Source organism: Calditrichota bacterium, assembly GCA_014359355.1.
In the GTDB taxonomy this organism is placed as follows: domain Bacteria; phylum Zhuqueibacterota; class Zhuqueibacteria; order JANLFK01; family Oleimicrobiaceae; genus Oleimicrobium.
The window spans coordinates 1-20,113 of the sequence record JACIZP010000149.1 but is presented as its reverse complement, the minus strand read 5'-3'; the positions used below and the strand labels follow the sequence as shown (position 1 = coordinate 20,113).

The following is a 20,113-nucleotide window of genomic DNA, read 5'->3' as shown; positions in this document are numbered from 1 at the left end:
GCCCTTGTCGATTGGATAGAGTTTGCTGAAGATGGCCACATCTACACCGCCACAAAGGACCAGCGGACGGAGCTCCAGACCTACCAGCCGCTGACCTGGTACACGGTGCGCGTGGAGCTGACCTACCCGTACGGCAGAGTCTTTGTGGACGGGGAACAGAAGGCCTATCTGTTCTACCTCTCCGGCGAACAGTGGGATGCACTGGTCTTTGCGGCGCACGACTTTGCCTCAGGAACAGCGGTGCAGTATTACGACGATCTTCGAGTGACCCGCCCCTGAGGCGGGCCTTTCGGTGTCGCCGGGGAACGGCCTGGCCTAAGCCGCGTCGCTCTCAGAACGAGATGGTGGGCTGGACAAGCCAAACCCACTGTCCAGCCCCTTTCGGTTGGAAGTGCCGGGCCTCGCGGTCATAAGAGCGCACCCACTCCCACAAGACTCCGCCGCCGAGTTGCGGGACCACCTGCTTTCCCCACAGGCGCAGGGGGAACTTTTTCCCGTATCTGAACAGATGTCTGACAACAAATGGCATGGCCTGGTCCTGGTCGCCGAGGGGTAAGTGTGCTTCGTACTCGATTTGGCTGTTTGCGAGCAGAGAAAAGCCGCGGGCCTGCCACTGGACGTCGTCGCGAAAAAGCGTAAAGGCGACAACGTCTGGCGCAAGCTGGTTGCTGTGAAGCTTCACCCCACCGCGGAAGTTCCATTCCAACTCCTCGACCCCGGGGCGGCTTGAGGTGCCTGTGAGGATCAGCTCCACCTGCCACCAGCGGTCCGCCACGCGGATGTTGTCGTGAATGTGCCAGTGGCCGGTGGAGAGCAAAAGGCCAGCGAGTGCCGAACCCGCCTGGCGAACCCGCGCGGTGCCCTCCGTGGGCTCGTAATAGCCGAGGAACGCGATGTTGCCAACAAGCAGGGAAAGCGCGTACGGTTCTTCGCTGCCAGAGCCGAGGGAACGCAGGACGTTGAAACCTGCCACTTCAAGGCGATCGAACTGCCGTGGATGGTAGGTCTCCACATAGCTGCTGAGGGTGGCCAGCGGGTAGAGCGTGGCCTGCACCAACAGGTACTTTGGGGAAAAGAGTCGCCTACCCAAATAGGCGTAGATGCGCCCCTCATTTCCAGTCAGGAACACCGGTGTCCCCTGTCTTCGGGCAAGATTCACGAAAGCGCTAGCGTATGCCTTGTAAGCGCCGAGGGAGATCGTGGCGCCCGTTTCAAAGCCGACGACCTTGCCAGCGGTGCTAAAACTCTGTGCGGCGCCCCTGCAAGGCAAAAGCGCCCAAAGGAGCAAGCTCAGGACAGCGCACCGGACGCCGGTCGGCTGGGTCGCACACTTAAGGGCGATGGGTGCCCATGAGACTTTTTGGATGTGCAGAGTCGTTCTCGGCATGAGTGGCCTCAGACTGATGGGGCTGCCTTGCGCCTTGGCGCACCACGAGACCGGCAGGGGCCACCGGGGCCAAGAGGACGAGTGTCGCGCGGTGCTCTTGCCGCTGGAGCATGATGGCGCAGCCTTTCTTGCGAAATTGAGGCAACGCAGGCCGACCTGGGCTCGTCCTCGTTTATGCACGCACGATGGAGACTCGCCAGCGGCATTGTCCGTGATGCGTGAATGGCCATCGCCGCGCAGCGGAAGCTACCTTTTGCCTCCAACACCCCCGCCGGTTCTTTCCTCATACCGCACTTTTCGGTTGACGAAAAGGCGGAAATTTTGTAAATAAGCCACCGCGCAAATGTATGTGGATTTCGCCGGAACTCCAAGGGCTTTTTGCTCGTTCAATTCGGCGAATTGAGTTTTGAGTCGGCATAGTGGAGGTCAAAACAGAGGGATAGCCATGATCGAACTGCAGAACCTCACCAAGCGGTACGGCTTGACCACTGCCCTCGAGGATGTGACCTGCACGATCAAGAAGGGTGAGATCGTGGGTTTTGTGGGGCCCAACGGTGCCGGAAAGACGACGGCAATGAAGATTATCACCACCTACACGGCCCCCACCTCGGGGACGGCACGGGTCGGGGGCTACGACGTGCTGGAGAACCCCTACGATGTGCGTCGCATCATCGGGTACCTGCCGGAGACGGTGCCGCTGTACGCGGACATGTTAGTCTCCGAGTACCTCCGCTTCATTGGCGAGGCGAGGCACCTGAATGGCAAGCTAAACGAGCGCATGGCGTGGGTAGTCGAGGCGTGTGGCCTGGAGCCGGTACTCAAGCGCAAGATCGGCGTACTGTCGAAAGGTTTCCGCCAGCGCACTTGCCTTGCCCAAGCACTTATCCACGACCCGGAGGTGTTGATTCTGGACGAGCCCACCTCGGGTCTTGACCCGCTGCAAATCATCGGCATCCGTAACCTCATCAAGCAGCTGGCGCACGACAAGACGATTATCCTCAGCACGCACATCTTGCCGGAGGTGGCCACGGTCGCAGATCGCGTGTTGGTGATTAACCAGGGCAGACTGGTGGCCGACGGCAATTTCGAGGAGCTGCGGAACAAGCTTGCCACGCGCACCTCGCTCTCCTTGGCGGTGAAAGCGCCGCGTAAGGAGGTGGAGCAGCGCTTGAAGGGGGTGGACAATCTCTTGGACGTTACCTTCCACGACGGTGGGGAGCGAGGCGTAACGCGCTGCACCCTTTCCTACGACGCGGACAAGGACCTCATCGCCGACCTGAACCGCGTCATTCGCGAGGCCCAGTGGGATATCTTGGAGTTCCATCCGGAGAAGCTGTCGTTGGAGGACTCGTTCATCCTGCTCACCCAAGGCGGCGGCGCAGAGGAGCGCGCCGAGCAGCCGGGAAAACAAGCTCAGGCGTAGAAAGGGAGACGAGACATGAAAGACATCTGGATCATTTTCAAACGAGAGTTCGCCGCCTACTTCTATTCACCCATAGCGTACGTGTTTAGCATTATCTTCATCGTGCTCAACTGCGGGTTGTACATGTTCCACTTCTTCTTCTTCGGCAACGCCGACATGCGTGCGTTCTTCTCGGCGCTGCCGGTGACCTTGGCGCTGATCTTCATCCCGGCCATCTCCATGCGCCTGTGGTCCGAGGAGAAGAAGCTGGGGACCATCGAGTTGCTGCTCACGCTCCCCATGAAGGCCGAGCACGTCGTGCTGGGTAAGTACTTGGCCGGTCTTGCCTTCTACCTGGTGGCGCTCGCTGGCACGCTGGCGATCCCCATCATGCTGGTCTTCCTGGGCAAGCCGGACTTTGGTCCCATCATCGGCGGCTACTTTGGCGCGGTGCTGCTGGGCGCCTTCTACTTGGCGGTCGGCATCTTCATCTCCGGCTTTTTTGCCGACCAAATCGTCTCTTTGATCATCACCAGCCTAGTGTGCGGCTTTTTCGCCCTCATCGGCTGGCAATACGTGCCGATGGTCATTGACGGGTGGTTCCCGGGGCTAGGCGATTTTCTGTATAGCTACGTGGGTGTCACCCGGCACTTTAACGACATCGCTCGCGGCGTGATTGACGTCCGGAGCCTCGTCTACTTCCTTTCCTTGAGTGCTCTGTTCATCACCTTGAACATCAAGTACCTGGATGGGAGAAAGTACTAGCCATGAAGAACCTACGCAAGCTCTTCATCAGGACGTTCTTGATCGGTTCAGGGCTGCTTTTGGGCATTGCCCTGCTGGTCATCATGGTTTTCGACAATCTCAATGTCGGTCGCTTCGACCTGACCGCCGAGCAGGTGTACAAACTCTCGCCCTCGGTGGAGAGGATTCTCTCGCGGTTAGAGGCACCTATTGAAATCACCTACTACGTGTCCTCCTCCGAAAAGATGCCGACCAAGTGGAAAAACTTGGAGCGGGACGTCATCGACAAGCTTGAGGAGCTCAAGTTGGCCTCCAAGGGGAGGGTCACCTACAAGGTGTTCGATCCCTCTGCTGAGGAGGAGCGCGAAGCATACGAGGAGCGGCGTGCCAAAGAGAAGGAGGAGAAAGGCGAGGCCAGCAAACCCGCGCCGCGCAAACGTATTGCCGAGCGACTGGCGGAAAAGGGGGTGGTTCCATTTGGCGTGCAAAGCGCCGAGCGCGACGAATTCGCGGTCAAGCGTATCTACTCCTCGCTGGTCCTTTCCTACCTGGACCGCAAGGAAGATGTGATCGAGGAGGTGCGGCCGGAGATGTTCGGCAGCTTGGAGTACGAGATTGTCTCCCGCATTTACAAGCTGATTGCCACCAAGCGGCCCAAGGTGGGGTTCTTCCCAGACCAGCCCGAGACTCCTCCGCAGTACCGCCAGTTCCAACAGTCGCCACCGGATGCCTACGGCATGGCGGTGGAGCTGCTGCGCAACGCCGGCTATGATGTGGTTCGCACCAACATCACCAAAGATGACACTATCCCCGGCGACATCCAGACGATGGTGCTGATGGTGGACGAACCGCTCACCGAACGGCAACTCTACGAAATCGACCGGCTGGTGCACAAAGGCGTGCGGTTGGTGTTAGCGGGGCAGATGTACAATTATCAGATCTACCCTGCGCGCAGCGGCGCCTCGGGGGAGTTCGACGTTCAGGCCATGCCCACCCGCATCAACATCAACAGCCTGCTGAAGAACTATGGCTTTGAGATCGACACCAAGATCTTCATGGACCGCAGTGCTGCCTTCGTCCAGGTGCCTACCTATCGCACCCGACGCATGGGCATCTTCCAGATTCAGGAGCAGCGCTACGAGCCAGTCAGCAAGCCGGTGATCATCAAGGTGAACCAGGAGAACATCAATAGCCGCGTGTCGGTGGCCAACAAGATCACCGAGCTCTTCTACATGTACGGCAACCGCCTGAACTTGTACAACGAGATCCTGGAAAAGGACAATTTGAAGGCCACGGTGCTCTTTACCTCGAGCAACCACAGCTGGACTACGGAGAGCCTGGGGTACCGACCCGTGGACACCTCCGAGCCGGCCTCGGGTGACTTTTTGCGGCGGCAGCCCCTCGGTGTGCTGGTTGAGGGGACCTTTAGCGCCCGCTACCTTGACCAGCCGCCCCCGAAGTGGTCTGGCGAAGGCTCTGGGGTGGACAGCACGGCTACGCCGCTCATTACCGGACCGGCCGTTCCCAACAAGATTATCGCCTACGGTTGCAGCAACATGTTCAAAGATGACGTGCTCCGCGCTGTGGATAGCCACAAGGCGCTTCTGCTGAACAGCGTCGACGCCTTGACGCTGGGCGATGAGCTTATTCACATTCGCGCCAAGAACATCGAAGCGCGGCGCATCAAAGAGACCAGCGCCTTTGGCAAGTCGCTGGCCAAGTTCTTCGTCGTCTGGTTCCCTGCTCTCTGCTTTGTGGCGCTCGGCGTGGTGCTCACCATGCGGCGGAAGATGAAATGAAGCATGGCCCAGTGCCACAGGGAAGATGCCGGTAAGCAACGAGGGAAACGCCATGATGAAGGAAAAGCAACTCTACATCCTGGGTGGCGTCTTCTGCGCGTTGTTGCTGCTGTTTTTCGTGACCAAGCCGCGCATGAAGACGGTCAACGTTGATGAACTGCAGCAGAGTGTGGTCATCGGCGTGAGCCGCGATGACGTGCAATGCATCGAGGTGTACAAGCAGACCGCCGGTGGCGAGATCCGCATGGAGTTCGTGAAGAAAGACAAGCAGTGGTACATCCCCACCAGGCTGAACGCGAAAGCGCGCGAGTACAGCGTCAATCGCATCATCGACGACCTGTTGGAGATGACCGGCAGGGTGAGGGCCGCCGATCCGAAGCACTTTGCCACCTTCCAGGTTGGGGACGACCAGGGCGTGCACGTGATCCTCAAGGATGCGGCGCAGAAGCCCTTGGCCAACCTCATCATCGGTAAGAGGGGCGACGACTACAACACCGGCTTTGTCCGTTTCGCCGATCGGGAGAAGATTTATGCCGTGGACAAGAACATACTCTCCAGCCTGGCTATCTACGGCGAGCTGGATACTCTGTCGCACTTCAACGAAAACTCCTTTGTTGACCTCACCGCGGTGAAGCTGGAGAAGAAGGATCTCGAGCTGGTAGCCCTGGTCAGCGGGGGCAAAGAGGTGGTCATCCGCCGGGTGGAAAAGGCCGCCACCGCCAGCTCGGACTCGGCGGCGAGCAAGAAGGAGTACGAATGGGTACTGGTCCGCGGCGGGCGGCAGCTCAAGATCGACCAGAAAGAAGTGGACAGATTCTTGGGCGACGTGACGTATGTTTACGCCCAGGAGGTAGTTGACAGGATTGGCAACACCCTTGCAGACCTGGGCAAGCAGAGCCGCTACCAGTTCGATCGACCTACCCTTTACATGGTCTTCATGAAAAAGGATGATCCCTCGCGCTACAACGTCGTGTTCGGTCGCGAGTTCGAGAAGGACAAGGGCTACTTCATGTACGTGCAGTACGACAACTTGGTCTACAAAGTGGCCAAGACCAAGTTCGATGCCCTGACCAAGTGGATCGACGAGCTGCCCAAGAAAGTCAGCAAGGCATAAGGCGCTCACCGTCGAGCCCTCCCGCCCATTGCGGGAGGGCTTTTTTGTTGGGGTAAGCTGCGACGGCGGAGCTGAGGACTGCTCCTTTTGGCAGGAGGGCCGTGGCCCACGTAGGGTGCCGTCCGAACGGTCGTTGCCATCCTCAGCAGGGAGGCGCGGGGGCAGCCTCTGCACATTTGTGAGGTTCGAAAAGAGGGCACAGGTCAGCCCACGAATGCCAAGGGCGTTTCTAGGCATGAGCCGATGGAGAGGGCCGACTTCCAGGCCGAATGCCCAAGGGGAACCGCGCCAGCGGCAGCATCCCAAGGGCGATGAACGTCGGCACAGGGTACTGGCGCTCACCAGCCAAAGACTCGAACTCTGCGTCCCACGAGGCTTGGGAAAGGGGCCTTTTTACTGTGGGCTCACTGCTCGGTGGGCTCTGGGGCCCGACTTGTTCATAGCCTGTCGTGCTTCTTCGCGCGGGCCTCGCGAGAAAAATTCGTTGCTTTTGCACTGTGGATTGCGTATCTTACCCTGCCGCTTCTTGGAATGTCTAACTCTACCAGGGAGGGAGCTTGGCTGGCAAAGCGATGCACTCGTTAGGCGCCATCGTGTTGGGGGTACTTCTCGTGGGATGTGGGGGAGACCAGCGCCGCTATTTCCTGGAGCGGGTGGGGAACACCCAGATCGTGCAGATGTATGCGGACGGCTTTGAACGTCTGCCGCTACAGCAAAAAGTGCTCGCCTACCATCTCTGCCAGGCGGCTATCGCCGGGCGCGACATCATGTACGACCAGAATCATCGGCATGCCCTGGAGATCCGCCGCCTGCTGGAGCAGATCATCCTCCACCCGCGGGGCATCGAGCAGCCGTTGTTGGATCGCATCGTCCACTATGCGAAGCTGGTGTGGATCAACAACGGCCATTACTACAGCCGGTCGTTTGCCAAGTTCGTGCCCGACTTTACCCCAGAGGAGCTGCTTGCCGCCGCGCGCATTGCTGTGCAGAATGGCGCGTCGATCCAAGGGGCAGAAGGTGAATCGTTGGAGGCGCTGATAGAACGCCTGCGCCCGACCATCTTTGACCCAGCCTACGAGCCTTTCAAGACCAACAAGACGCCCGGACCTGGCCAAGACATCCTGACCGCCAGCGCCAACAACCTGTACGAGGGCGTCACATTGGCCGAGGTAGAGCGTTTTGCCGAGCGCTATCCACTCAACTCTCGCCTAGTGAAAAGAGATGGGCAGTTGGTGGAGGAAGTCTACCGGACTGGCACCGACAGCATACCGCCTGGGCGTTATGCTGCCGAGCTGAAGGCGGTCGTTTCCCATTTGGAGCGGGCAGTGGCCGTTGCAGAGGGGGCACAGCGTCAGGCGCTGCAGCATTTGATCGCCTACTATCGCACCGGCGACGTGCGGGAGTTCCACAACTTCTACCTGCTGTGGGTGCGCGACAACCCGCTTGTGGATACCATCAACGGCTTTGTGGAGACCTATCTTGACGCGCGGGCCGTGAAGGGCGCATGGGAGGGGATCGTCTTCTTTGTCGACGAAGAGTCCACGGCGAAGATGCGCGCCTTGGCGGCTGCAGCGCAGTATTTCGAGGATCGTGCGCCCTGGGACGATGCCTTCAAGAAGCAGGGCGTACATCCGCCGGTTGCAAGTGCCATCAAGGTGCTCACGCAGACGGGGGATCAAGGGCCCATCGGCTGGGCGGGTATTAACTTGCCCAATGAGCAGTGGATCCGCGAGCAACACGGCAGCAAGAGCATCACCCTGCAAAACATGATCGCCGCACGGCGCCGTGCCCAATCGGATGCATTGCTGCGTGAGTTCTGCGCCACGGGCGCCGAACTGCGACGCGCCAAGAAGTGGGGAGACCAAGCCGCCGACGCGTGTCTGGCGCTGCACGAGGTCGTCGGTCATGGGAGTGGCAAAGCGGATCCGCATCTGGGTGGGGACCCCTCTGACTTTCTGCGGGAGTACTATTCGACGCTGGAGGAGGCACGCGCGGACCTGATGGCGTTGTGGAACATCTTTGACCCGAAGCTGGTGGAGATCGGCCTGGTGACGGATGCGGAGCAAGTCGGCAAGGCTGCCTACGACGACTATGTGCGCGATGACCTGACCATGCTTCGCCTGTACCCGTACGCCACAACCATCGAGGAGGACCACGACCGCGCCGCTCACTTGATCGTGAGCTACCTCCGCGCCACCACCGATGCCGTTTCCCTGGAGCGCAAAGGTGGGAAGAGCTACCTGCGTGTGAAAGACTATGCGGCAATGCGTGCCGGCGTGGGGCGGCTCTTGGCCGAGATCATGCGCATCAAGGCGCAAGGCGACTACCAGGCGGCCCGTGCCCTGGTGACCACCTATGGCAGCTCTTTCGATCCTGCCCTACGCGATGAAGTTGTGGCGCGTTTCGCCAAACTCGACCTGCCCACCTACACGGCCTACGTGAATCCTGAGTTGTCCCTGGTCACCGACGCCAATGGCAATCCCAGAGATGTCCGGGTGACCTATCCTTGTGATTTCCTGGGCCAGATGCTGCGCTACGCAGGCTATCTGCGGTAGGGGAAGCCTGCGCGGGTGCGCGCCCTCAATCGAAAGGTGACGAGCATGGAGCAAGAGAAAAGGATTACCTTCCAGGACCTGGTTGTGTGGCAGAGGAGCCACCAACTCAGTTTGGAGATATTCAGAGCCACGAAGAAATTCCCCAAGGAAGAACGCGACGGCCTGGCGGCGGATCTGCGCAAGGCTATTGCCGCCGTGCCGGCCAACATTGCCGCGGGATTCCGCTGCAGGATACAGCCAGAAAAGCTCCGTCTCTACAGCGAGAGCCTATCGGCCCTAGAGCGCGCACGCTACTACCTCATCCTGGCGCGCGACCTGGGTTTTCTCAAGGAGTTTGAGGCACTCTGGAACCTCGGCGAGGAGGTGGGGCGGATGCTGAGTCGCCTGGTCCGCTCGGCGCGGCCCCAACAAAATCGCGGCCAGCAGTAATTGCTTTCGTCAAGATGCAAAAGGCTGCTCTGAGGTCGGTGTGCCATGGACCTGTGGTGGGTTGTTCCGCCCACACAGGCCCCTGCCAGCCGGCCATTTTCTTGGGCCATTGTGAGGCAAGTTGCCCATGAGCCGATTCCGCGTCCTTCTGGCGCTTTGTCTTTTTGCCGTGGGGCAGGCTCGCATTCTCGCGCAAGAAGTCCGCATTCGTGGCACGGTTCGGGATGGCCGCACGGGAGAAGCGCTCCCTCTGGCGAATATCTGGATTGAGGGCACCTACCGCGGCACCACCAGCAATGCCCACGGGCACTACAGCCTATTGATCACGCACGTGCCCGCCACGGTCGAAGTCCGCTACATCGGGTATCATTCGCAGCGCGTCATCGTCACGGCCACTACGCCAGAGGTGGTAGATGTCTATCTGCTGCCGGCGGTGGTGGAATTGCCGCCGGTGGTCGTCACGGGGGAGGATCCGGCAGTGGCCATCATGCGCGAAGTGATCCGGCGCAAACAACAGTGGCGCAGCAAACTGCGCACGTTTGCCGCGGAGGCGTATTCGCGCTTCTCCGTCTCCAATGACACTGCCATGGTCATGATCCTGGAGAGCACCTCGCGGCTGTTCTGGGACGGCGTGCGAGGCTCGCGGGAGGTGGTCACCTCGCGTGCCCAGACGAGTAACGTGCCCAAGGAGGTGATGATCTTCGCCTTCGGTTTTCCCAACTTCTACGACGATGACGTCGAGGTGCTGGGAAACAAGTTCATCGGCGTGACGAGTCCGGAAGCACTTGATCACTATCAGTTTGTCCTGTTGGGGCGCCGGGGCATGGATAAGGGGGTGATCTACGACATTGCGGTGAGTCCCAAGAGCCAGCTTCAACCGTGCTTCTCAGGCACCCTCGCGGTGCTCGACTCTGTTTATGCCCTGATTGGGGCAGAGGTGCAGCCAGGCAATGGTGTGCAGTTGCCGTTTCCGGTGGAGGAGTGGCGGGTACAGTTGCGGCAGCACTTCCACAGCTTCGGGCAGGAGTTCTGGCTGCCGGTGGACATGCAGGAGCACGGCGAGGTACGCGTTGGGGTGCCGGGACTCCGCTTTCCCACCATACGGTACGACCGGCTGGCCAGGCTCACCGACTACCAGGTGAATGTCGCCCTCCCGGATAGTCTCTACGCCACGCGCCGTGTGGTATCCCTTGACTCATTGGCGGTGCAGCAGGACACGCTCTTGGCGCGCGGGGTGAGAGCGGTGCCGCTCACCGAGCCGGAGCTGGTGGCCTACAAACAAGTGGACAGCACATGGACGCTGGCGCAGCAGTTCCGCCCGCAGGGACCGCTGGCAAGGCTACTGAAGGCCTCGATCAAAGTGGAATCGCGGGAAGGGTCCGAGCGAAGCGAGCCGGCCGAAGGCAAGACGAGCAGGCAGAAGAGAAACCGCGGCAGCGTGCTTCCCGACCTCCGTTACAATCGCGTCGACGGACTGCACCTCGGGGCGGTTTATCAGCTTCGCCCGGCAAAGGGCTGGCAGGTACAGGGTGGGGGCGGCTACAAGACGGGGGCGCGCCAATGGTCCTACCAACTGGCCCTTGTCGCGCCGGCAGGGAAGAACAGCCAGGCATGGGTGCGCCATCTCCGCGACACTGTGCCCAGGCCGGCCGGGAGCCTGTATCCGCGGGTCTTCAACTCTGTGGTGAATCTTCTCGGGGCTGAGGACCACTTCGACTACTTCTGGCTCACCGGCACGAGCATCGGGCTGACGCACAGGGTGCGGCGGTGGGATCTGGGGGTGGAGGCGGCCGTAGCGGCGGAACGCCACAGCTCCGCGTCCAAGCAGACCGACTTTGCCCTTCTCAGCCAGGGGCGCCACCAACGCCCGAATCCGCCTGTGGACGAGGGCCGCCTTGGCTCAGTGCGGCTCAAACTGACCGTCGGTGGTCTCGGGTCCGCGTGGAGCGTGACCAGCCAAAAGGGCCTGCAGATAGAAGTAGAACGCTCTGTGCGCGGCCTGCTCGGCAGCGACTTTTCTTTCACGAGTTATCGGGCCGAAGCGACTTATGCCACCAGCACCTTCGTGCGCCGCCGCTTGCTGCCCAATCGCCTTGACCTGAGGTTGGTCGCCGGGATGATCGAGGGTCTGCCCCCGCGGCAGCGCCTGGGCACCATAGAGGGGAGGTTGGCGTTTCTCAGTCCCTTTGGCGGATTGCGCACGCTGGAGGGCTGGTACGAGGGGAAAAAGTACCTGGGTCTCTTTTGGGAACACAACTTCCGCACTGTGCCGTTCGAGCTTCTTGGCCTGCACTGGCTGGTGGACCAAGGCGTTGGGCTGGTCATGCACGGTGGGGTGGCACGGACATGGCGTAGCGATGTCTCCCTTCCTGAGGTTGGAGGGTATTTCTCGGCGGGGTTCCACCAGGAGTTGGGCCTTTCTCTCAGTGGGCTCCTGGGCTTTTTGCGGTGCGACGTGACCAGAAGGCTGGACCGATCTGCCTGGGCAGTTGCGTTGAGTCTGGCACGGCTGTACTGAGGGTGTGACTGGAAGTTCACAGAAAAACGAGGGGTGCGTGGCCATGAATTCCGTATTCACGAGAAGGTTCTCGCTGTTGCTGATCGCGACCATGGCAGCTTTCTGCGGCATGGCCGTGGCCGATTGGAAAGAGAGTGTGCCAGTAGGCCCCGGCGTGGTGCACCACCACGAATACCGCGAAGCAGGCCCGTGGCATTTCCACGTGCTGGAAATCGATCTGACCAACCCGTGGGTGACCATCGAAAGCGTCAAGTCCAACGACCTGCTCTCCGGAGGGCGCGAGTTGACCTCGGCCATGGCTGCGCGTAGCGACCGTGAGGGGCACAAGGTGGTTGGCGCGATGAACGCCGACTTTTGGGAAACCGATGGCACCCCCATCGGGGCGCAGGTAGTGAGAGGCGTGCTCATCAAGCGGCCGATCAGCCGTTCGGTCTTTGCCTACACCGATGAGCGCCGCCCGCTCATCGATGTCGTCTCCTTTGCCGGCACGCTCGTCAGCAAGAGGGGACAAGCGGCGGTGAACGGCGTCAACGAGAGCAGGGATGCCGACGAGCTCATCGTTTACAACTCTTTCTACGGGAGCACCACCCGCACGAACTACTGGGGCACGGAGATCGTTGCCCAGTACCTGAGGAGCACTTTCGCGGTCAACGACACGGTATGGGTGGTGGTCACCGCAAAGGACAGCATCATGGCGGCTGGCCACGGGAATGCGCCCATTCCGAAAAACGGCGTTGTTCTCTCTGGCCACGGACAGGCGAGCGCCTTTCTGAATGGCAACGTTTTCGTGGGGGATACTGTGGCCGTAGTGTTGCGCTTGCCCCCGACGCGGAAGAGGATTGTCGAGCTGGTGGGCGGCGTGCCGCGCATCATTCGCGACGGTGCCGTCTCGGTGGAGTGGGACCAAGAAGGCCTCACCAACAAGAACTTTGCCTACGATCGGCATCCGCGAACGGCAGTGGGTTTTTCCGCCGACTCGACTAAGCTGTTCTTCGTCACCGTGGATGGCCGGCAGGCTGGGTACAGCGTGGGGATGTCCCTTTTTGAACTTGCCGCGTACATGCGGGAATGGGGTGTGCATCAGGCGGTGAACTTGGATGGAGGCGGCTCCACCACCATGGTCGTGCGCGGCCGCGTGGTGAACAGCCCTTCGGATGGCACGGAGCGACCGGTGGCAAACGCGCTGCTGGTGGTGAGCAATGCCCCCACTGGGCCGCTGCGCGTTCTGCGTATTTCGCCACGGGAGGCATTTGTCCTCTCCGAAGGAACGGTGCGCTTTTCCGTCCAGGGGTTTGACGAGTATTACAACCCGTTGAGCCTGCCCGCCGGCACCGTGGTGTGGAGCTGCGACCCATGGATAGGGAGCATCGACGCCCAAGGCACGTTTGTGGCGGGACTGCACGACACCTCTGGGTACGTCTACGCCACTGCAGGCGTGGCGCGTGACTCGGCCTTGGTGCGGATCACCAAGGTAGCAGGCATTACCCTGACTCCCAATCCCGTGGTGCTCCAAGTCGGGCAGACGCAGACCATCACCGCACGGGCTAACGACACCTTCGGCAATCAGATCAGTCTGCTGCCCACCGATTATCAGTGGTCGGTGGTCGGCGAGGTGGGCACCGTGAGTGCCGCGGGCGTCTTCACTGCGGTAAAACCAGGGGAGGGCGAGATTAGGGCTGCATATGGCAGTGTGGTGGGCACTGCAGCCGTCTACGTTGGCCTTCCCACCGACGTGGTGGTGGACGACTTTAGCTCGCTCGCGCGCTGGAGTCTGACCGGCACGAGGGTCAACCTGCAGGCCTGCAGTCTGACGCTTGATAGCGCCGTCGTTTTCTCGCCGCCTACATCTGGAAAACTCACCTACTCCCTGGCCACTGGGGGCACGAGCGCCCTGTACATGGAGTGTTCGATTCCGCTTTCGGGAACGCCTACCGCAGTGGGGGTGCACGTGTATGGCGATGGTAAGGGCCACTGGCTGCGGGGTGAGTTCGCCGACGCGGACGGCGAAAAGTTCCTGGTGAACTTTACCCCGGCATCTCCTGGCGTCGATTGGTCGGGCACCTGGCGCTACTTGCGCGTGTCCATGGACAGCGTGATTGTGCACTGGAGTAACCCCGCAGCGGTTCTCACTTTTCCAATTACCTGGAAGCGTATCTACTTGGCGGAGACCGATGACAGTCGCAAAGACGCCGGCGTTCTCTACTTCGACGACTTTACTGCCCACTACCTGCAGACCGCCGTGGAGGATCCGCGAGAAGGGGCGTTGCCCAAGACCTTCCGCCTCCACCAAAACTACCCGAACCCTTTCAATCCGGTCACGGAGATCTGTTTTGAACTGCCGCGCGAGGGCAGAGTGCGGCTGGATGTGTTCAACCCACTTGGCGCGCAGGTTTGCACCGTGTTGGACCAGAGACTGAGCGCAGGGCACCATCGTGTGCGGTTCGACGGAGCGACGTTGGCCGCTGGAGTCTATCTCTATCGGCTGGTAGGCGAAGAGGGGGTGGAATCGCGCAAGATGGTGCTCATCCGCTGAGCGACCGGTGCGCAATGTCTGGGGGTGTCCTGGCGAGGAACAGAGGAAGGTAACGCAACTGGAGGGCATGGCATGGTCTGGTATCTCTACGTGATCTTGGGCTATCTGCTGGTGCTGACTGTGCTCAACTTCTACCGGGCAGGGCGCGTCAAGACGCAGGACGACATGATGGTGGCCGGGCGCAGCCTGAACACCACGAAGATGGTCTTTACCCTGGTGTGTACCTGGATCGGCTCCGGTACCTTCATCGCCGGTGCTGAGTATGCGTACAAAGCGGGATGGAGCTCGCTCTGGTTGCCTGCAGGAGCGTGGGTCGGTATTGCCATCATCTACTTCCTCGCCGGCAAGATCCGCACCTTCGGGCAGTACACGGTAGGTGATATCTTGGAGGAGCGTTATGGCAAGTTTGCGCGCCTGTTTGGCGCCATTGCCCTCATCATCGCCTTCACGACTATCGTCTCCTATCAGTTTCGAGCGGGTGGCTACATTCTCAACGTGGTCACCGACGGGAGAGTGAGTGTCGAGGTGGGGCAGGCGTTGGCCGCCGGTTTCGTGATTCTCTTTGTCGCCCTGGGCGGCATGGTGGCCGTGGCTCACACCGACCTGCCCAATGGCATCATCATTGTGCTGGCCTGCTGCGTGGCGACGCCTTTTACCGTGGCCGCAGCCGGAGGATGGAAAGCCGCCGCCCAGACGCTACCTCCAGGGCACATGGCGGCCTTTTCTCCTGACTTTGGCGAGTACCCTGTCCTGAAGGCGCTCAGCTATTGCCTTGCCACCATGCTCCTCCTGCTCGGGGTGCAGAGCATGTACCAGAAGTTCTACAGTGCAGGTAGCGCAAGGGAGGCGCGCAAAGCTGTCGTCTTCTGGATCCTGGGCACGATTGTGGTGGAGACCGTCGTAGTGGTGATCGCCATCTACGGCGCGGCCTATTTCTGGGACAAAGGGATTGATCCTGCTTCTGTGGTGCTGCAGGCTGCCCGCCACATGGTGCCAGCACCCGTGGGGCTTCTCCTTCTGGCTGCAGCATGCGCCGTGGTCATCTCCACCGGCATGAACTACCTGCTCTCGCCGACCACCAGCATCATGCGCGATATCTACCAGCGTTTTCTCAACCCGCACGCAGAGCAAAAACGCATGGTGGCTCTGCAAAAGACCTTCATTGTCATTCTGGGCTTGTGCGCGTTTTTGATGATCTTCGTTCCCACAGTTCTTCATCTGCCGATTTCGGTGCTCAAGTATTCCTACTTCGCGTACACCATGTACGGCGTGGCCATCACGCCGGCCCTGATCGCGGCGCTGGCGTGGAAACGCGCCACCAAGGCGGGCGGGGTGACCTCCATCGTGGCCGGGGCAGTGGTCGCGCTGGTCCTTGAGGTCGTTGTTCCCTACGCCTTTCCGTCGGTGCTCAAGGGGGGGGACCCCTGGGGCATCCCCAGTATCTATCCGGCGTTTCTGGCCTCTTTCCTTGGTCTGGTGGTGGTGAGCCTGTTGACCCCACCACCAAGCAGGGAGAGCCTGGCCAAGCTCTTTCCAGAAAAATCTTAAGAGGTGGCAAGCGAATGGAAAGGAGGAAGCGTGAACAAGCGCCTTGTCCTGTGCACGCTGTTGGGTTTGGTGTTTGGCGTGGTCTGTTGGGGCCTGATTAGTGCCAAGGACCCATTGGTGAGTACGTCCACAGCGTTTGCCGTCATCCTCGGCAGGACGGTGATGGGCTTCGGCTTGGGCATCAGCAGGCTGCAGTTGCGGTGGTGGCTGCACGCCCTGGTGCTGGGGGTGATCTTTAGCCTGCCCCTGGCAGCTTTCTTTGTTGAGGCGCCGCAGATGGGCATAGGCATAGCTTTTGCGATCGTGGTGCTGGGCGCTGTATATGCCCTGGTTATCGAAATGGTGGCTACGCTGGTGTTCAAGGTGGGTCCTGGAACGAGGGGGTGAAATAGGCTGAACTCTGCCGGCTCACGGTGCTCTCCTGAGGTAGGTCACGTAGGCGCCGCCTTGGGTCCGGGAGAATGCCCTCGGCGACGCTCACCGCTGGGGTCTCCGGCGGCCAAGGGGGTGGTTGGCGCCTGTCAGCAGAGCCGGCGATGGTTGCAGGTACGAGGAGCCAGAGGTGAAACCGGCGATCATTGTACATGGAGGTGCATGGGACATCCCCGACGATGCAGTTGAGGCGCACCGTGAGGGGTGTCGCAAGGCCGTTGCCGCGGGATGGTCGGTGCTCGATGGCGGGGGCAGCGCCTTGGATGCAGTGCAGGCGGCAGTGGCGGTCATGGAAGATGATCCTACCTTTGATGCGGGTTATGGGGCGGCGCTCAATGCTGCTGGCGAGGTGGAGTTAGACGCCATGCTCATGGACGGGGCGACCTTGCGGGCGGGGGCGGTGGCCGCGGTCCGCTTCTTGCGCAACCCTATCACGCTCGCGCGGGCGGTCATGGAACACAGCGAACATGTGCTCTTGGTAGGTGAAAGTGCGTGGCGCTTTGCCGCCAACCAGGGGATGGCCCTCTGTTCGCCAGAGGAGCTGGTTGTGGCACGCGAAAGGGAGCGCTATCGGCGCCTCCGCACCAAGGGATCGCTCTCGACCCGGGATTTCTTCGAAAGCCGCCCGCGTGGGACGGTCGGGGCGGTCGCCATCGACTGGCACGGCCATCTGGCAGCAGCCACCTCCACCGGCGGCACACCGCTCAAACTGCCCGGCAGGGTAGGCGACTCGGCCCTCATCGGCTGTGGCACCTACGCCGATGACGCCACCGGGGCAGTTTCGGCCAGTGGCTGGGGCGAGGCGATCATGCGCGTCGTCCTGGCCAAGACCATTTGCGATCTCATGGGAGCAGGCTTCGACAGCAAGCAGGCAGTAGCCGAAGGGATTGCCATTCTCGCCAGGAAGGTCCAAGGATTGGGGGGTGCCATCGCCATCAATTCGCGAGGGCAGCTCGGCTGGGCGTTCAATACGCCGCGCATGGCTTTTGCCTACAAAGTGCACGGTGGTGCCGTAGTGGCCGGCGTCTGAGCGCTCTCCCTCCGGCCGTCTCTGCTCCACCCTTGGCTTCAGACATATCTTGCGAGGAGCTCAACATGCGCCTGTTGACGTGCGGTCTTCTGCTTTTTCTTCTTGTGCGATTGGCTGGGGCAGGGGAGAGGGCATTGGGGTTTCGCCCACTCGTGAACGATGTCTCGCTCTACAAGAACGTGCTCGATTCTGGAGCAGGCGCTGGGAACACCCTGCAGATCGTCTCCATTAACCAGGTCAAGCTCAAGTGGTGGTTCCAGGTGGAGTTCACCGCGGATTTCAATCGGCATCTCAATCCGGGCTACGCCACCGACTACTATCTGGAAGCGGGAGTGCTGAAATACGTGCTCGGAAAGGTAGCGGTTAACTACCAACGCATCCACGGCACCTTTGTAGGCAAACCAGTCAACCAGGTGGGCATACGCTACAGCTTCTAGTGGCTGGGGCTGGATCTATGCAATGTCAGGGGGCATCTGCGGGGGGGACGCAGCGTTCGAGTATCGCCCGAGCCATGGCCTGCTTTTTGTTCGCCCGCTGTGCGATATCCTTCTCCAACTTCAGGCTAAGGATGGCGGTGGCGTGCATCCGCGCCTTGTCCGTCTCCCCTAACGCACAGTAGGCGTGGGCCAACTTCAGGCGGCATATGATTTCGTTGTGGTGATTGTTCTCCGGAGCCCGGAGCACGGACTCTAAGAGGCGTTCGTACCAGTGGACCGCTGCAGGGTAGTTCTGCTTGGCGAAACAGGCCTCGGCAAGCGGCCACAAGAAGAAGCGACTCTCTGGGCAGGACGCCAATCCCTTCCGCGCTGTTTCCGCTGCCTCATCATACTTGCCCGCATCGATGAGGACCCACGCCAAATCGTTGAGGCCGGTCAGGTACGAGTACCGTCCCCTGGCGATGGCCAGGCGGATGAGGCGAATTCCCTCCTCACGCTCGTCGGGCACAAAGGGAAGCCAGCTCAAGTAGCGGAGGAGCTTGCCACGCCAGTACTTGTAGCTGCCGATGCCGAGATAAGCATCGGCCAGCGACGAGTCGAGCGCCACTGCCGATTCCAGGTCCCGCAGGGCAAGTTGCCCATCGTGAAAGGCCGCGAGGTATCGTCCCTGGCGCGCGGCGTGGAACGCCCGATAGCCATAGGCAGCGCCGCGGTAGAAGAGGCACCACGCATCGGAAGGGTTTTGGGCAAGGCAATGGCTCGCAGAAGCGATGGCCTCCTCCACAAAACGGGCGAACTCTCCAGCAGCCTGATCCGATTCATAGTCCAGCATCCTTGAATGGAGCACTGCTGCCTTGAAAAAAGGGCCGGCCGGGTGGTCGGGCAAGGAATTGGCCAAGGAGTCAAAGCAGCTGTGGGCTTCGTCGTAGTGGTGGTTGACGGTGAGCTCGATGCCACGGAGCACGAGCTGGTCGGGAGGCCGTGGTGCTTTGGGGTCCTCGCCAAGCAAGGCTTGCGGGGCCCAGAGGAGCGCCGCTGCCGCCAGGCAGACGGAAAATGCGCCGAGCTTTGCAAAGGGTTGCGCGCGCCGTCTATTCAGAGCGGGCCGGTTTGGCAGCGGCTCCTGCCTAAGGCGTGGGGAGCGCACACGCTGCTTGGGTCTCCACCGTCCAGGCGTGGCGCGATTGGGTAGAAAAAAAGGCCCACGCGGAGCGGTGGGCCTTGTGCTCTTCTGTGACACCGGGACTGCGCGCGTCTATTCTAGGATAAAGTCCTTCGGATTGACCGGCTTTCCCTCCACCAGGACCTCATAGTGCACATGGGGCCCAGTGGCCTGACCGGTGTCCCCGAGGAGACCGATGACATCCCAACGGGAAACACGTTGCCCTTCCCTTACCAGGACCTTGGAAAGGTGTGCATACCGCGTCTGTTTGCCATAGCCGTGGTCAATCACGACCTCCTTCCCATAGCCATTGTTGGGTCTGAACCTGTCCACCGCGGAAACAACCACCCCATCAGCAGTGGCGTAGACCGGTTCGCCTCGGTGGGAGGCAAGGTCTATGCCCTCGTGCATCGTCCAACGGCCGGTGAAGGGGTGCCGACGCATGCCAAAGGTGTCGGTGATGCGGTAGTTTTCCACAGGCGGAATGGAAGGGGTGTGGTTGTAAAGATCTTGCTTGCTCTGCCACTTTGCTTCGATTTGCTCGCGGCTCGTTTTCAAGAGCTGCAGGCGCCGCTCAAGCTCGTCGAGCAACGTCTTGGCGCTTTCGCTGGCCGCAAGCGGCGAGGTGGCAGGAGGCTCAGGGTAGTCTATGCTCTTGGTGAACCCGCCGACGCCCGCTGCCCTCACGCCACTGCCCAGGGTATCCAGATCGACAAAGATGCGCATATCGTTGTCCTTCCTCTCCAGTTCCACAATCTTGGACTGGATGCGGTCGATCTGGGCCCCCATGTCGGCCAGGCGCATGTTGAGCGCCATGTTGGCGCTTGCCAGGCTTTTGAGGCGAGCGTCCTGAAAAAAATCTGTGAACACCGCCAACACACCCACCACCACCACGCCTATCATCGCCACAGCAGAAACCCCCAGGAGCACTGCGTGTCTCCATCCGAGGTTGATCTCCTTCACCTCTGACCCCCCGAGGGAGAAGTAGATCAACTTGATCGACTTTCCGCGCATGCGTGCTTC

The 20,113-nt window shown here is 60.7% G+C and carries 16 protein-coding genes; 13 read left to right on the top strand and 3 right to left on the bottom strand.

Annotated elements, in window-relative coordinates; translation table 11 throughout:
* A partial coding sequence (locus tag H5U38_06250; protein MBC7186618.1) for a hypothetical protein occupies positions 1–279 on the top strand: 279 nt, incomplete at its 5' end.
* Positions 280–331: 52 nt separating this feature from the next.
* On the opposite strand, the gene H5U38_06245 is transcribed toward H5U38_06250, so the two are convergent.
* A complete protein-coding gene (locus H5U38_06245; protein MBC7186617.1) occupies positions 332–1,129 on the bottom strand; it encodes a hypothetical protein in 798 nt (265 codons plus the stop codon).
* A 703-nt stretch (positions 1,130–1,832) separates the two neighbouring features.
* Here H5U38_06245 and H5U38_06240 point away from each other — a divergent pair.
* From H5U38_06240 to H5U38_06185, 12 genes are all read left to right on the top strand, one after another.
* Entirely contained in the window at positions 1,833–2,810 is a 978-nt protein-coding gene (locus H5U38_06240) for an ATP-binding cassette domain-containing protein (protein MBC7186616.1), read from the top strand.
* A gap of 15 nt (positions 2,811–2,825) precedes the next feature.
* Positions 2,826–3,554, top strand: a complete 729-nt coding sequence (locus tag H5U38_06235) for an ABC transporter permease subunit (GenBank protein ID MBC7186615.1) — start codon at positions 2,826–2,828, stop codon at positions 3,552–3,554.
* A gap of 2 nt (positions 3,555–3,556) precedes the next feature.
* A complete protein-coding gene (locus tag H5U38_06230) occupies positions 3,557–5,332 on the top strand; it encodes a GldG family protein (protein MBC7186614.1) in 1,776 nt (591 codons plus the stop codon).
* 52 nt (positions 5,333–5,384) lie between these two features.
* Positions 5,385–6,446: a DUF4340 domain-containing protein gene (locus tag H5U38_06225; protein MBC7186613.1), complete on the top strand. Its 1,062-nt coding sequence runs from the start codon at positions 5,385–5,387 to the stop codon at positions 6,444–6,446.
* A 557-nt stretch (positions 6,447–7,003) separates the two neighbouring features.
* Complete coding sequence (locus tag H5U38_06220; GenBank protein MBC7186612.1) at positions 7,004–9,001, top strand: peptidase M49; 1,998 nt, start codon at positions 7,004–7,006, stop codon at positions 8,999–9,001.
* Between the two features lie 45 nt (positions 9,002–9,046).
* Entirely contained in the window at positions 9,047–9,430 is a 384-nt protein-coding gene (locus tag H5U38_06215; GenBank protein MBC7186611.1) for a four helix bundle protein, read from the top strand.
* A 127-nt stretch (positions 9,431–9,557) separates the two neighbouring features.
* Positions 9,558–11,948 carry a carboxypeptidase-like regulatory domain-containing protein gene (locus tag H5U38_06210; GenBank protein ID MBC7186610.1) on the top strand — a complete coding sequence of 797 codons (2,391 nt, stop codon included), beginning with the start codon at positions 9,558–9,560 and terminating at the stop codon, positions 11,946–11,948.
* A gap of 43 nt (positions 11,949–11,991) precedes the next feature.
* Entirely contained in the window at positions 11,992–14,481 is a 2,490-nt protein-coding gene (locus tag H5U38_06205; protein ID MBC7186609.1) for a phosphodiester glycosidase family protein, read from the top strand.
* 72 nt (positions 14,482–14,553) lie between these two features.
* Positions 14,554–16,029: a sodium:solute symporter family protein gene (locus H5U38_06200; protein ID MBC7186608.1), complete on the top strand. Its 1,476-nt coding sequence runs from the start codon at positions 14,554–14,556 to the stop codon at positions 16,027–16,029.
* Positions 16,030–16,059: 30 nt separating this feature from the next.
* Positions 16,060–16,416 (top strand): hypothetical protein, encoded by a 357-nt coding sequence (locus H5U38_06195; protein MBC7186607.1) that lies wholly within the window; start codon positions 16,060–16,062, stop codon positions 16,414–16,416.
* A 175-nt stretch (positions 16,417–16,591) separates the two neighbouring features.
* A complete protein-coding gene (locus H5U38_06190) occupies positions 16,592–17,491 on the top strand; it encodes an isoaspartyl peptidase/L-asparaginase (GenBank protein MBC7186606.1) in 900 nt (299 codons plus the stop codon).
* Between the two features lie 65 nt (positions 17,492–17,556).
* Positions 17,557–17,928 (top strand): hypothetical protein, encoded by a 372-nt coding sequence (locus H5U38_06185; GenBank protein ID MBC7186605.1) that lies wholly within the window; start codon positions 17,557–17,559, stop codon positions 17,926–17,928.
* A 25-nt stretch (positions 17,929–17,953) separates the two neighbouring features.
* On the opposite strand, the gene H5U38_06180 is transcribed toward H5U38_06185, so the two are convergent.
* Both H5U38_06180 and H5U38_06175 read right to left on the bottom strand, forming a co-directional pair.
* Positions 17,954–18,892 (bottom strand): tetratricopeptide repeat protein, encoded by a 939-nt coding sequence (locus H5U38_06180; GenBank protein MBC7186604.1) that lies wholly within the window; start codon positions 18,890–18,892, stop codon positions 17,954–17,956.
* 291 nt (positions 18,893–19,183) lie between these two features.
* Positions 19,184–20,113: M23 family metallopeptidase (locus H5U38_06175; protein MBC7186603.1), on the bottom strand; the 930-nt coding region annotated here is incomplete at its 5' end.

What these genes read in the sequence shown, in the direction of transcription:
- H5U38_06200 (MBC7186608.1), top strand. Translation starts at nt 14,554, where the DNA reads ATGGTCTGGTATCTCTACGTGATCTTGGGCTATCTGCTGGTGCTGACT.
- H5U38_06205 (MBC7186609.1), top strand. Translation starts at nt 11,992, where the DNA reads ATGAATTCCGTATTCACGAGAAGGTTCTCGCTGTTGCTGATCGCGACC.
- H5U38_06185 (MBC7186605.1), top strand. Translation starts at nt 17,557, where the DNA reads ATGCGCCTGTTGACGTGCGGTCTTCTGCTTTTTCTTCTTGTGCGATTG.
- H5U38_06240 (MBC7186616.1), top strand. Translation starts at nt 1,833, where the DNA reads ATGATCGAACTGCAGAACCTCACCAAGCGGTACGGCTTGACCACTGCC.
- H5U38_06210 (MBC7186610.1), top strand. Translation starts at nt 9,558, where the DNA reads ATGAGCCGATTCCGCGTCCTTCTGGCGCTTTGTCTTTTTGCCGTGGGG.
- H5U38_06225 (MBC7186613.1), top strand. Translation starts at nt 5,385, where the DNA reads ATGATGAAGGAAAAGCAACTCTACATCCTGGGTGGCGTCTTCTGCGCG.
- H5U38_06215 (MBC7186611.1), top strand. Translation starts at nt 9,047, where the DNA reads ATGGAGCAAGAGAAAAGGATTACCTTCCAGGACCTGGTTGTGTGGCAG.
- H5U38_06235 (MBC7186615.1), top strand. Translation starts at nt 2,826, where the DNA reads ATGAAAGACATCTGGATCATTTTCAAACGAGAGTTCGCCGCCTACTTC.
- H5U38_06230 (MBC7186614.1), top strand. Translation starts at nt 3,557, where the DNA reads ATGAAGAACCTACGCAAGCTCTTCATCAGGACGTTCTTGATCGGTTCA.